This is a genomic window from Gilvibacter sp. CC01, from assembly GCF_055755295.1.
Window position 1 is genome coordinate 899,353 of the sequence record NZ_CM146909.1, and the last position, 13,329, is coordinate 912,681.

The 13,329-nt window shown below is 44.7% G+C and carries 14 protein-coding genes; 5 read left to right on the forward strand and 9 right to left on the reverse strand.

What is annotated here, in order from left to right:
* Positions 1-14: 14 nt before the first annotated feature.
* Genes AC0J2F_RS04275 through radC form a run of 3 tightly spaced genes read right to left on the reverse strand, consistent with a single transcriptional unit; the run spans position 15 to position 2,695 of the window.
* On the reverse strand, positions 15-704 hold the full coding sequence (locus AC0J2F_RS04275) for a YjjG family noncanonical pyrimidine nucleotidase (RefSeq protein ID WP_473008988.1): 690 nt from the start codon (positions 702-704) through the stop codon (positions 15-17).
* Positions 704-1,993, reverse strand: coding sequence for a DUF7033 domain-containing protein (locus AC0J2F_RS04280; RefSeq protein WP_473008989.1), 1,290 nt, complete (start codon positions 1,991-1,993; stop codon positions 704-706). Before AC0J2F_RS04280 ends, AC0J2F_RS04275 begins: the two co-directional genes overlap by 1 nt.
* A 3-nt stretch (positions 1,994-1,996) precedes the next feature.
* Entirely contained in the window at positions 1,997-2,695 is a 699-nt protein-coding gene (gene radC / locus AC0J2F_RS04285; protein ID WP_473008990.1) for a RadC family protein, read from the reverse strand.
* A gap of 44 nt (positions 2,696-2,739) precedes the next feature.
* On the opposite strand from radC, the gene AC0J2F_RS04290 reads away from it, so the two are divergent.
* Positions 2,740-3,180: a DUF1569 domain-containing protein gene (locus AC0J2F_RS04290; RefSeq protein WP_473008991.1), complete on the forward strand. Its 441-nt coding sequence runs from the start codon at positions 2,740-2,742 to the stop codon at positions 3,178-3,180.
* Positions 3,181-3,183: 3 nt separating this feature from the next.
* Here the strand turns inward: AC0J2F_RS04290 and AC0J2F_RS04295 are convergent, their stop codons facing one another.
* The 6 genes from AC0J2F_RS04295 to AC0J2F_RS04320 all read right to left on the reverse strand — a co-directional run bounded on the left by AC0J2F_RS04295 (position 3,184) and on the right by AC0J2F_RS04320 (position 8,912).
* Positions 3,184-3,834, reverse strand: coding sequence for a hypothetical protein (locus AC0J2F_RS04295; protein WP_473008992.1), 651 nt, complete (start codon positions 3,832-3,834; stop codon positions 3,184-3,186).
* Positions 3,835-5,187 carry a UDP-N-acetylmuramate--L-alanine ligase gene (locus tag AC0J2F_RS04300; RefSeq protein WP_473008993.1) on the reverse strand — a complete coding sequence of 451 codons (1,353 nt, stop codon included), beginning with the start codon at positions 5,185-5,187 and terminating at the stop codon, positions 3,835-3,837.
* A 42-nt stretch (positions 5,188-5,229) separates the two neighbouring features.
* Positions 5,230-6,201: a tetratricopeptide repeat protein gene (locus AC0J2F_RS04305; RefSeq protein ID WP_473008994.1), complete on the reverse strand. Its 972-nt coding sequence runs from the start codon at positions 6,199-6,201 to the stop codon at positions 5,230-5,232.
* Positions 6,202-6,263: 62 nt separating this feature from the next.
* Complete coding sequence (locus AC0J2F_RS04310; RefSeq protein WP_473008995.1) at positions 6,264-6,761, reverse strand: DUF4136 domain-containing protein; 498 nt, start codon at positions 6,759-6,761, stop codon at positions 6,264-6,266.
* Between the two features lie 8 nt (positions 6,762-6,769).
* The gene (gene obgE, locus AC0J2F_RS04315) at positions 6,770-7,783 is read right to left on the reverse strand and encodes a GTPase ObgE (RefSeq protein WP_473008996.1); all 1,014 of its coding nucleotides are present in this window, start codon (positions 7,781-7,783) and stop codon (positions 6,770-6,772) included.
* Between the two features lie 22 nt (positions 7,784-7,805).
* The gene (locus AC0J2F_RS04320; RefSeq protein ID WP_473008997.1) at positions 7,806-8,912 is read right to left on the reverse strand and encodes an adenylate kinase; all 1,107 of its coding nucleotides are present in this window, start codon (positions 8,910-8,912) and stop codon (positions 7,806-7,808) included.
* Between the two features lie 112 nt (positions 8,913-9,024).
* Between AC0J2F_RS04320 and purK the strand changes: the two genes are divergently transcribed.
* From purK to AC0J2F_RS04340, 4 genes are all read left to right on the forward strand, one after another.
* Positions 9,025-10,188 (forward strand): 5-(carboxyamino)imidazole ribonucleotide synthase, encoded by a 1,164-nt coding sequence (gene purK / locus AC0J2F_RS04325; RefSeq protein WP_473008998.1) that lies wholly within the window; start codon positions 9,025-9,027, stop codon positions 10,186-10,188.
* Entirely contained in the window at positions 10,181-10,669 is a 489-nt protein-coding gene (gene purE / locus AC0J2F_RS04330) for a 5-(carboxyamino)imidazole ribonucleotide mutase (RefSeq protein WP_087524579.1), read from the forward strand. The genes purK and purE overlap by 8 nt, the downstream gene beginning before the upstream one ends.
* A 3-nt stretch (positions 10,670-10,672) precedes the next feature.
* Positions 10,673-12,697: a M3 family metallopeptidase gene (locus tag AC0J2F_RS04335; RefSeq protein ID WP_473008999.1), complete on the forward strand. Its 2,025-nt coding sequence runs from the start codon at positions 10,673-10,675 to the stop codon at positions 12,695-12,697.
* 77 nt (positions 12,698-12,774) lie between these two features.
* The gene (locus AC0J2F_RS04340; RefSeq protein ID WP_473009000.1) at positions 12,775-13,326 is read left to right on the forward strand and encodes a sigma-70 family RNA polymerase sigma factor; all 552 of its coding nucleotides are present in this window, start codon (positions 12,775-12,777) and stop codon (positions 13,324-13,326) included.
* The last annotated feature ends 3 nt before the right edge of the window (positions 13,327-13,329 follow it).

A 13,329-nucleotide genomic window follows, 5' to 3' on the forward strand; every position in this document is an offset into this window, starting at 1 on the left:
AATAGTGTATTGCCTTAGAGGTGGTTTTTAATAGCGTCTAGCGAGTTCACAACGATTCGCCCTTGCGCTACGTCTTGATTCCTATAGTTGAAAAAGATGGTTTTAAAGCCAACGGCTTCTGCGCCGAGTATATCGGCTTCGAAACTATCACCTATCATCATAGAGGTAGTAGCTGTTACACCCGCAAGCGCTAAAGCATGCTCAAAAACCTTGGGGTTCGGCTTTTTAGCTCCTACGTCTTCTGAGGTAGTCACTGTTTCAAAAAAATGAGCGATCCCAGAATTTTGGATCTTTCTGTGTTGGACGCCGTGAAAACCATTAGTTATTAGATGCAGTCTGTAGTTGGGCTGCAAATACTCCAACAGTTCTTCGGCTCCATCAAAAAGGTAATTGTCTTTGGGAAGTTCCTCTATATATTGCTCCGCCATAGCATCTATGGTGTTTAACGGATAGCTGAGCTCGAACTGCGCAAAGGCATCTCCTAAACGGCCACGTCTTAAGGCTTGCTTTTCGATACGTTCTTCACGATACAGTCTCCAATACTGCAAATTAATGGGTTCATAGACCGCTAAGAAATCTTCCAACTTTAACGGAATTTCAAAGGATTTGAAAACACGCTCGAAAGCCAGACCTGAGTTCTTGTCGAAATCCCAAAGGGTGTGGTCCAGATCGAAGAAAATGTCGGTGATATTTCGGTTATTCATCAGCTGAGTCTTTGCATGTAAATATTGCGCCAAAATCGATTTTCAAAACTAAGGGCAAAGGTATCGTTTTGCAAGAGGGTTGTTAAACGACCTCCCACTGCTTTTAATTGCGCACTGTATCTTTGGATCAACTCTTCTATCTGCTCTTGGCTCAACTCCTCAACAGCGCTATGCGCTATACAATAGGGAACCAAGCGCAAGGGGGTTTGAACTTCAAAGTCAAGATCGTAGAAATAAAATGGCCTGCTTGTACCTGCTCGAAACCCTGGGGTTTCGTTATAACCCATTGAATAGTTAGAAGTGATCTCAAGATCTACAAGCGCCCGTAAAATCTCTGGAATATTCAATACCCCGGAGGCATTGATACTAGATTCCACCGGTCGGTTGGTTATGGCCTCCAAACGTCGTTTTTCTTCTTTGAGCTGAGCAAAATCGGCTAAGGCGCGATGCGAGATACGCAAACCGACAGGAGCATAATCTGCTGCGGATTTTATAAGACTTCGATAGGCTTTTTTGTGGTGAGAGATGTTGTAGTCGTCTAAGGAATAATCTCCAACCTGAAAAAAGCAGCGATAGCTGGCTCCAGATTTCTTGCTCTCCTCTGCCAACCATTGAAAGGTATTGTGCGGATCCTTGCTTAGCAACAACAACACACGTGTTCGTTGTGCAATAGCGCGAAAACGCAGTCTAAACAAATCAGAAAAATATCCGAAGAAACTCCTTAAAAAGCCTTTATCCCTGTATTTAAATGCCATAGGGACATCTATCAAATTCTCGGTTGTATATTCGGGGAGTTTGTATTTTATGTCGGGAAAGACCTTTTTTAGTGCCTTTAAGAATTTATGAGCCCAGATATCTACAACAGGCTGGTGTAAAAACTCGGAGCGGGATGCCAAACTTTCGCTTGCAGGATAACGTCCCATACTATCCTTTACATGAGGCAGATACTCTTCATAACGACTCAGCAAATAAAAACTGGCCGCAAAAATATCGAAGGGTAGATTACTCTCTACAGAGGTTGAAAAAAACCCAACGGTCTCTTCCCAGGGCTTTACCCTGATCTCCACATCGGTGACACCCTGCTCAAATAAAAGCTCATGACTTTTTACAAAAAAAGAGCTGCCTTGCCCACTTGGACCATACCAGATTTTTGGGCCAGCATGGGCCACAAAAGGTGGAATCTCAGAGGTAAAAGAGATCTCCATCCCCAACAGACGCGTACAAATATGCTTAAAGATATATGTGAGTCTGGGAGTGGTTTTAGGACAATAAATAAGCAGTGAATCCAAAGGCTACAAAAGGTGTTTGTCTGCAAAGCTAAAGTACGCTTTTTCGGTCACAATAAGATGATCAAGAACGGTGATATCTATACTTTTGGCCGCCTTTACGATCTTTTGTGTGAGGGCAATATCGGCTTGACTAGGCTTGAGTGTCCCAGAAGGATGATTGTGCACCAGGATGATCCCAACCGCTTTGGCCAAAAGGGCCTTCTTAAGAATTATACGCACGTCTACCAGAGTACCCGTATACCCCCCACTACTAATCTTACAACGCGACAGTACCCCATGTGCATTGTTTAGAAAAAGTACCCAGAATTCTTCGTGGTCTAAATGCCCTAATAGGGGTTCCATACAATGATAGGCTACTGCACTGCTGTTGATCCGTAGGGGTTTTTCTTCGGATGGGAAACGCGCCCGCCGACCTAGTTCAAAGGCTGCCACCACAGCAGCTGCCTTTGCCATTCCCACACCAGAGATCTGGCAGAGGTCGGCCACAGTGGCTCTGCTTAATTTTTCCAATTTATGCGCTGTGGTATCTAAGACTTGGTCTGCCAGTTGCACCGCAGAGCTGCTTGCGCTTCCAGAGCGCAGCAGTAGCGCCAGTAGTTCAGAATTTGATAATTCTTGCGCCCCACGCAATTGCAGTTTTTCACGAGGTCGCTCGCTCGGCGGACGATCCTTTAAGCGTCTTAAACTATGTTTTGATGTCAAACTTTTAGGTATCTTGTGGGAAGAAACCACCTAAATGCAAGCTAATGAATTCTTTGTTCGAAACTGAGGCCTATCAAGAGATAAAGACACGAATTGATAAATTAACACCAGAAGCTGCTAACCAATGGGGCAAGATGAACCCAGCGCAAATGCTGCATCACTGTCAATTTCCGCTTAAAACAGCGCTTAAAAGTGAATATCAAAAACCCAAGGTTTCACTTATGGCCCGTTTGTTCAAAAAATCAATGTACAGCGATAAGTCATGGCGTAAAAACCTACCTACACCCAAACGATTTAAAGTCTTAGAAGAAAAAGATTTTGTTGCCGAAAAGCAGACCTTAAACGAACTTATAGATGCCTTTCACAACAGAAAGCAGCAACAAGAGTGGAATCCGCACCCTATGTTTGGGCATTTTACGCCAGAGCAGTGGGGCAAAATGCAGTATAAGCACTTAGACCACCACTTAAAGTCTTTTGGGGTTTAGCGCCTATTTGACCACCAATTTTACCGCAATTGGCAGATAATCCAAGTTGTCTATACGCGTGAGCGCCTCACCGTCTTTGTACACCAAAACAGACTCGAACCTTCCATTGGGAATTTGCTCCAACAGTTCCACATTGCTAGAAAATAGTTCAGCAGACATGTTGGGAAACTCCGCGGTGTAGGTAGTATCGATTACGTAACAGTATTGCAACTCTCGATCCTTTTTAGTCCATTCCAGGCGAAAGCTTTTGAATGTTTTATCGGAGATCAAGGTATCGCGAATACCACTAGCAGTAAAATCGAATTTATATTGTTTAGACCTGCGTGATCGACTCAGATTTCGCCTCTTTAATACGATAGTAACTTCCGTCTGATCAAAAGCAGACCAAGCCATGGTGGAGTAGTTATACCAGCCTTCCTTGTTATCTATCATGGTGAGTTCTACCTCATCATTCTCGAGGTCTATTCGGAGGTAGAGCTGATAGCTATTGTCTTGACTATTGATCGCCATATAAGACTTAGAAGGATAGCCTTTGGCAGCAATAGGCGTTACATAATCGATGGCTAGTAGATCGAATTCGTAAACACGCTCTTTTTGAGCCGTGATAGACCCGCTGAGCAACAAGAAAACAATTAACGCTCCTGTAAGTCGCATCTAGTATAGTGATTTTAGACGCTCAAAATCTAAGCCTCCATAATTACCAGAACTCATCAGCAATAAATTCTTAACGCTGAGATCTTGGCCAAATAAGAACTCCTGAAAAGCCTCTGGATCTGTAAATATTTTAAGATCACTACGCTTAAAAGCCGCTTCAATCTGAGCAGCAGATACCGGTGCCAATTTCTTGATCTCCACTGCATGTGGACTGTAAAATACCGCGGCCTCATCCGCAGCATCTAATGCACCTTTGTACTGGGCTAGGAATTCTGGGGTCAAGCTGCTGTAGGTATGCAATTCCACACAAGCCAATAGCGTTCGGTCTGGATATTGCCCTTTGAGTGCTTTGGTGGTAGCCTCTACTTTAGAGGGTGAATGTGCAAAGTCTTTATAAGCCACTGCGGATTTAGACTTAGCGACCAGCTCTAAGCGTTTGCTAGCCCCTTTAAAAGTGGAAATTGCTTCGTAAAAATCTTCTGCATCAACCCCCATAAGTTGACAGATCCAACGAGCACCTTCTAAATTACTTAGGTTGTGTTTACCAAATATCTGTAAGGGCATAGGGCCATCTGGCGTATGCAATAGGGTTTCTCCGTCTTCTACTTCGTAATCTGGCGTGCGGTAGGGATATTTTTTAATGGGCTGGGTACAGGCTTCTACAACAGCTTTCACATGCTCGTCCTCTTCGTTATAGACAATGGCTCCTCCAGGAGTGATCTGCTCCAGAAAGATCGCGAACTGCTCCACGTAATTCTCAAAAGTTGGAAATACGTTGATATGATCCCAAGCAATTCCGCTCAATAAAGCGATGTTGGGTTTGTAAAGATGAAACTTAGGCCTCAAGTCTAAGGCGGACGAAAGGTATTCGTCTCCCTCTAGGACCATAAAATCGTTGGCAGGGTTCAGCGAAACCATTCTATCAAAACCTTCTAACTGGGCGCCAACCATATAGTCTACATCTTTCTCAACATAGTCGAGCACATGTAAGATCATGGAAGTAATGGAAGTCTTGCCGTGGGAACCTCCAATAACAACACGTGTCTTGTATTTAGACTGCTGGTATAAAAACTCCGGATAAGAAAAAATTGGTATCCCCAACTCTTTGGCTCTTAACAGTTCCGGATTGTCGCCTTTGGCGTGCATCCCCAGAATGATCGCTTCTATATCTGGAGTTATCTGGGCTGCATCCCATCCAAAACTATCTGGCAAAAGGCCAGCAGCTTGCAGGCGAGAATAAGAGGGTTCAAAGATCTCATCGTCGCTACCAGTGACCTGATCGCCTTGATGATGTAAAGCTAAAGCGAGGTTGTGCATGGCGCTTCCGCCAATGGCAATAAAGTGTACGCGCATTTTTCAAATTAAAAGGTAAAGATAAGCATCCGCAGCCAAGACTTAGCAGCAAGCCATCTGATCGATCACCAAGGCTTCTTTGCGGGCTTCTTTAAAATCAGCTCGCGAGGCCAAAGCCTTGTCTATCCATTGCTTGGCTTGGTCTTTATCTCCTAGGTTTCTGTAGATCTGTGCCAGGCGATAATAAGCCCAATCCTTGGGCACTCCGTCTTTTACCGTGTAGTTCTCTATATATTTCACCAAGCAGTTAATACCCAGCTCCGGATTGATATTATAGGTTGCAGCGATCTTCCCGATCTGATAGTGCAAACGGTTATTGTTGTGAGCCAGCAAACAAGCCTGACTGGTCTCTAGGGCTTTCTTCCCTTCGCCATGAGCCTCGTACAGATCTATGAGTTTGTTGTAAGTAAGCTCGGAACCGCCCACTTCTATGGCCTTCTTATAGGCCTTTTCTGCTTCTTGGAAATCTTTTTTGTACTCAGCGATATAGCCTTTAGACAACCATCCATCTACTGGAGACAGCGCTAAAAGTTCGTTCGCATATTGCTGAGCTTTGCGCTCACTCCCACCCACTATACCGGGCAATTGCATATAGAATTCAACCAAAGCCCAACGCACATCGATATGCTTCGGATCCAACTCCGCAGCAGTTATAAAAGCCGTCTTGATATCGCTCAACATTCCAAGGGCTTTGAATTTGTTTACAGAGAGCGCCTTCATGCCCATTGCACCTCCGTATTTGTAATGGTACTCTGCGTGCTTTGGTCTTTTTAGTGCGAGTTTTTCGTAAACCACTATGCTCTCGTCCCATTTTTCCTGATAACCCAAGGCATCACCGTAGAGCTCCTGAGCCTGTAGATTGTTAGGATCTTTCTTGAGGTATTCTGCAAGAATGATTTCTGATTGTGCGTAGTTCTTTTGCTCAATGAGCTTTTGAGCGCGCTGCAAAGCTGCTTGCCCAAAACACAGGCCGCTAGCAAGTAGGAAATAAATTAAGAGGGCGATCTTTCGCATAGCTCGACAAATCTATCACAAGTTTTTAAAACGCACTGTCTTTTTTACTTCTCTTTAACGCCTCATTTTCTAGGCGGATAAGACTGCAGTAATTTAAAAGCAACTTTCAAATAGTGTTCCTTTTTTTGCTCAGCAGTGGCTGTGGTAAAGTATTTCCTAACCGCAACGCCTTGCCAAATGAGTTCGTCCGTAGCAGGATCTACAAAATCTAAAGTAAGCGTTTGTAAGATCTTATTTCCGCCAACAGGTATGCTTCCACTTCCTCCCACGGCGATTCCGCCACCTCCGCTTCCGATACCGATCCCTACGGTGTTAGGGGGAACTATCTCTTCCACCGCATAAAAATTGATCATAAAATCTGCAGACTCGCTTTCTACAAAGCCTCTACTCTGCAAAATGCTATCTACGCTGCGTATCATACGGCGATTGTCAAACTCGTTGACTCCGGTCTCTAGAGTCGGAAACCAGTTATAGGTCTTGTATTGCGAAAAGTCAGTTGCTGGGTCGTAGTCGAATTTGGCTGCCGGGCCGCATCCTACCACCATGCAAACTAAAAACAAAAGGAGTATTATTCTTCGGTCGAAGTGTTCAACATTTTCCATAGCGCATCCTTAAGCGGCATTAAGCCAGTTTGTGCTACCGAAGATATAAAAAGATAAGGTACATCGGTGAATTGCTCATCCAATTCGGCCTTCATTTCTGCCTTGAGCTCATCGTCGAGCATGTCGGATTTAGAAATGGCAATGAGGCGCTCTTTGTCTAACAGCTCTGGATTGTATCTGCGGAGCTCATCCAACAAGATCTCATACTGCTTGTAGATATCGTCTGCATCTGCAGGAACCAAAAACAGTAAAATGGAGTTGCGCTCTATGTGACGTAAAAAACGGTGGCCTATCCCCTTGCCCTCTGCAGCGCCTTCAATGATTCCAGGAATATCTGCCATTACAAAGGTTTGGTAATCGCGGTACTCTACTATACCTAGGTTGGGCTTTAGGGTGGTGAATTCGTAAGCCGCAATTTTAGGCTTAGCTGCCGTGATCACAGAAAGTAAAGTAGATTTCCCCGCGTTGGGGAAGCCTACCAGGCCAACATCGGCTAAAACTTTAAGCTCTAAAGTAATGTCCTTCTCTTCGCCTTCTAAACCAGGCTGCGCATAACGCGGGGTTTGTCGGGTTGCACTTTTAAAATGCCAGTTGCCCAAACCACCTTTTCCACCTTCTGCGATAATGATCTCTTGATTGGCTTCTGTGAGTTCGTGCAAGATCTCTTGGTCTTCCGTTCTGCGGATCACCGTACCGCGTGGCACCTCAATTATTACGTCTTGGCCGTTGGCACCGGTAGAACGTTGCTTACCTCCGTTTTCACCGTGATCCGCTCTAAAGTGTCTTTTGAATTTGAGGTGATACAGCGTCCAAAAATTGGGATTCGCTCTAATGATCACGTGACCACCACGTCCACCATCACCACCGTCAGGACCTCCTTTGGCAATGTACTTTTCGCGGTGCAAATGCGCACTTCCCCTACCACCTTTACCAGAAGTAACGTGTATCTTCACATAGTCTACAAAGTTGCCTTCTGTCATGGCTCTTATTTTTTACTGCGGATTATAACTGATCGATCACCGCTGTTAAGCGTCCGGTGATATCGTCGATAGAACCAACGCCGTCTACAGCGTGGAATTTATCTTGTTTGCGGTAGTAGTCTTTTAAAACCGCTGTCTTTTCGTTGTATTCGTCAAAACGGTTACGGATCTTAGATTCGTCCTGATCATCTGCACGACCGCTGGTCTTGCCACGCTCCAACAAGCGTTCTACCAAGATCTCGGTGTCTACTTCAAGAGCAACACAACCACTAACTGCTGAGTTCATGCTTTCCAATAGTTCATCCAAGGCGGCAGCTTGTGCTTCGGTTCTTGGGAATCCATCAAAAATAAAGCCTTTGGCCTGTGGGTTCTTTTCAACCTCTGCACGCAGCATATCAATGGTCAAAGAATCCGGCACCAAGTCGCCTCGATCCATATAGGCTTTTGCAGCTTGTCCCAGCTCGGTATTGTTCTTCATATTGTATCGGAATACGTCTCCGGTAGAGATGTGTACCAGCTCGTAACGATCTTTGATCAATGCGGCTTGTGTTCCTTTTCCGGCTCCCGGAGGGCCAAACAATACGAGATTTGTCATTTGTTGTGCTTTTAAAATGTAAATGTCTTTTAAGTTTCTACCCAAGCCGTTGTAATCCAAACCATATCCAATAATGAAACGGTCTTCAATCTCCATCCCCACATAATCCAAATGGAAGGATTTTAGATAGGCGTCGGGTTTATAGAATAGCGAAGCTATAGCATAACTAGCTACCTGCTCCTGATTAAGTATTTCAATAATGGCCTCAATGGTATTGCCAGAATCCACTATGTCTTCTACCACGATAACATGTCTTCCCTTAAGTGAAGGTTCTGCACCCATAACTGTAGAAATGTCTCCAGAACTGTGCAGCCCTTCATAACTGGCAACTTTTATAAAGCTGAGTTCACAAGGGTAAGTAAAACGCTTGATCAGATCCGCAGCAAAGAAAAAAGCACCATTCAAAACCACAAGAAAAACTGGGTTCTTGTCTTTAAAATCGTCTCCAATTCGTACCGCCACGCCGTTTACAGCATGCTGCACATCTGTTGCAGACAAATACTTTTCAAATTGCTTATCTCCTAGAGTGATCAAATCGCTTGAGGCCTTTTAAATTCGGGGCAAAGATACGCTTTTAAGCTTTATTAGCAGTGCGTATTATGGTTAGAATCAAAAGATGTATTTTTGTGGTTCATTTGGTATAACAATGACCGATTATTTCTCTACAAACTTCACTTTAGGTATTCTAGGCGGAGGACAACTGGGCAAAATGCTCCTGTACGACACCCGTAAATTCGACATTAAAACAAAAGTATTGGACCCTAGCGCTGAGGCGCCTTGCCGCATTGCTTGCGACACTTTTGTGCAAGGCGATCTGATGGATTTTGACACGGTTTACAACTTCGGAAAAGATGTGGACGTGCTTACCATTGAGATAGAAGGTGTGAATTTGGACGCTTTGGAAAAGCTAGAATCAGAAGGTGTTAAAACCTATCCGCAGGCCGCAACGCTTAGAAATATTCAAAACAAAGGCGTTCAAAAAGACTTTTATGCTGCACATGAAATTCCAACAGCGCCCTACAAACGTTTTGAATCTACTGAGGAAGCCAAAAGCTGGGTAGCTGCCAACAATTGGGAACTGCCTTTTGTATGGAAAAGCTGTGTAGGTGGTTATGACGGCATGGGAGTAAAGATCGTTCGCGAACTTAGCGATCTGGACTCTTTAGCTAATGTTCCTTGTATAGCCGAAAAGATGATTCCTTTTAAAAATGAACTCGCAGTAATCGTTGCGCGTTCTGCCAATGGAGAAGCTATAAGCTATCCAGTAGTGGAAATGGAATTTCATCCGGAGGCCAATCAAGTGGAGTATGTGATCTGCCCAGCTCGTATTGACGACGCCGTTGCAAAGAAGGCCCGCGAAGTCGCACTGAAAGCTTCCGCAGCATTTGGTCATGTTGGGCTTTTAGCCGTAGAACTCTTCCAAACGGAAGACGATCAGATCTTGGTCAACGAAGTGGCACCGCGTCCGCACAACAGCGGTCACTACAGCATAGAGGCCAGCTTTACCAATCAGTTTGAACAACACCTGCGCGCCGTACTCGGTTTGCCTTTAGGGAATACAGACAGTAAGGTTGGTGGGATAATGGTTAACTTAGTAGGAGCCGAAGGGCATACCGGCCAGGTTCGCTATGAAAATATTGCGGAGATCATGCGTTTGCCAGGGGTTACCCCACACATTTACGGCAAAAAGATGACCCGCCCTTTTAGAAAGATGGGCCATGTGACCATCACCAACGAGAATCTGGCAGAGGCCAGACGGATCGCTCAAGAAGTAAAAGAAAAAATACGCGTAATTAGTAGTCATGAGTAAAGTAGGAATCATAATGGGCAGCACCAGTGATCTGCCGGTAATGCAAGAAGCCATTGATATTTTGGCCGGGTTTGATATTCAAGTTGAAGTGGATATCGTATCGGCACACAGAACACCAGACAAACTTTTTGACTACGGAAAACACGCCCATGAACGCGGCTTTTCAGTGATCATTGCCGGAGCTGGTGGCGCAGCGCACTTACCAGGGATGATCGCTTCCCTTTCGCCTCTTCCTGTAATTGGTGTCCCCGTAAAATCAAGAAATTCTATTGACGGTTGGGATTCTGTGCTATCCATCTTGCAAATGCCCGGTGGTGTACCTGTAGCTACTGTAGCTTTAGACGGCGCTAAGAATGCCGGTATCCTCGCAGCGCAGATAATTGGAGCTCATGACAAATGTGTATTGGATAAGATCATTGCCTATAAAGAAGGCCTAAAGATCAAAGTAGAAGAAGGTGCCAAATCTTTGAAGGAAAAATAATCCATGAGTACAGTAAATCCATTGTTGCAGCCTTTTGACGCTGCTCCTTTTGATAAAATAAAACCCGAACATTTTAGCCCCGCCATTAAAACCTTGATCGCAGATACGCATCAGGAGGTTGAGGCCATTACAGACCAAACGGAAGCTCCCACCTTTTTAAATACGGTGGTTGCTTTGGAGCGTACAGGCCAGCAATTGGGTAAGGTAAGTTCTATTTTCTTTAACCTGAACAGTGCCGAGACCAACGAGCAGATCCAAAAGATCGCGCAAGAGATCTCTCCGCTCCTATCGGCTTTTAAAAACGATTTACTATTAAATGAGGCTTTGTTTAGACGCGTAAAAGCAGTTTACGACAATAAAGCGCAGTTGGAATTGACTGCGGAAGATGCCATGCTATTGGAGCGTCAATATCAGGGCTTTGCCAGAAATGGGGCTAACCTCAAGGAAGCCGATCAGCAAGAACTCAGAAAAATAGATGCCGAACTCGCTCAAAAGACCTTAAAGTTTGGAGAGCATGTCTTGGCAGAGACGAACGCTTATGAGTTGCACCTCACTGAGGAATCAGAGCTAAGTGGTTTGCCAGAAACAGCTAAGGCTATGGCTGCTGCGGAGGCTAAAGCTCGCGGCAAGGAAGGTTGGGTGATCACTTTGCAATACCCCAGTTATATTCCGTTTATGACCTATGCAGATAATAGGGAGCTGCGTAAAGAATTATCCTTGGCTTTTGGTGCTAAGGCTTTTAAAGGCAATGAGAACGACAACCAGCAATTGGTGTTGGATATAGCTAATCTGCGCCACAAACGAGCACAATTGTTGGGCTATGACAGTCATGCCCACTTTGTATTAGAAGACCGCATGGCCAAAACCCCAGAAGCGGTTACAGCCTTTTTAGAGGAATTAAAAGACAAAGCCAAACCTGCAGCAAATGCAGAATTCGATCGTTTGGAGCAGTTTGCTATAGAGCTGGACGGCATAGACCAATTGCAGAAATGGGACGGTGCTTACTACGGAGAAAAGCTCAAGAAAAAACTCTTTGACTTTGACGAGGAAGAACTCAAGCCTTACTTTGAGTTGGACAAGGTCATTGCCGGTTCTTTTGAGGTAGCTTCTCGTTTGTTCGATCTGAATTTTGAGCCTATCGATGATGTACCGGTCTATCATAAAGATGTAAAAACCTATAAAGTCACGGACAGCAAAGGGAATTATATCTCTTTGTTCTATGCGGATTTCCACCCGAGACCCGGGAAGCGCGGTGGTGCTTGGATGACCAGTTACCGTCCGCAGCAAACTGTAAACGGCAAGAACGAAAGACCGCATGTTTCCATAGTGTGTAATTTCACGCCCTCAACAGCTGACAAGCCTTCACTTTTGACTTTTAATGAGGTGACCACACTATTCCATGAATTTGGACACGCTTTGCACGGTATGTTGGCCAACACCACCTACAGCAGCTTGTCTGGAACCAGCGTGCTTTGGGATTTTGTGGAGCTACCCAGCCAGCTTATGGAAAACTGGTGCTACGAGCAAGAGGCTTTATCGCTCTTTGCCAAGCATTACCAAACTGGAGCAGATATCCCTATGGAGCTCATTAAAAAGATCAAGGCCAGCGCCACCTTTAATGAAGGCATGCAAACCTTGCGTCAACTGAGCTTTGGTATGTTAGATATGGCCTGGCATGGAGCAGATCCAAGCAGCGTAGCAGATGTGAAGTCTTTTGAAGAAGCTGCATTTGCTCCTACAAAACTTTATCCGGCTACGCCTGAGACCTGTATGAGCACCTCTTTCAGCCATATTTTTCAAGGCGGATATTCTGCTGGTTATTACAGCTATAAGTGGGCAGAGGTATTGGATGCTGATGCGTTCAGTTACTTTAAGTCGGAGGGAATCTTTAGCAGAACCGTTGCAGATAAGTTCAAGGACTTTGTGCTGTCTCAAGGAGGCACTCAGGACCCGATGGAACTCTATGTTAAATTCCGCGGTCAAAAACCAGATCCTAAAGCGCTTTTAGAACGAGCTGGTTTATTGTAATCTGCCTTAAGGAAAAACAACCCCCTAAAAGTTGTAGAACTTTTTTATTTTTGGAAAAATCTACAACTGGCCTCTTTATGGCAGACAATCAAATAGATGCAACCCAATGGGTGGCTCGGTATTCAGACTACCTTTTCAATTACACCATTGCTCGTGTAAACGACAGAGACCTGGCTAAAGACCTCATTAGTGAGACTTTTTTGGCAGGCCTGAAGTCTATGGATAATTTTAAAGGAGATGCTACAGAGCGAACATGGTTGGTGTCGATCTTAAAGCGCAAGATCATTGATCATTACCGCAAGATCAACTCCAACAAGAGCAAGGCCGAGGTGCGTATTAATTACGATGACAGCGAAACCGAAGGCGATTGGTTAGAAGAGCGCGTGGCAGATAAATTTGATCGCACTGCAGAAGACCAGTTGGAGAACCAGGAGTTAGGAACCGCGATCTACGATTGCCTGGATGGTCTAAATGAGAAGCAGCGAACAATATTCCGCATGAAGACCATGGAAAATTTTGATACAGAAGCAATTTGTAATGCTTTTGATATTACACCGTCTAACTTATGGGTGATCATCCACCGGGCGCGCAAAGCCATGGCAGATTGCCTTGAAAACAATTGGTTTTAGGAA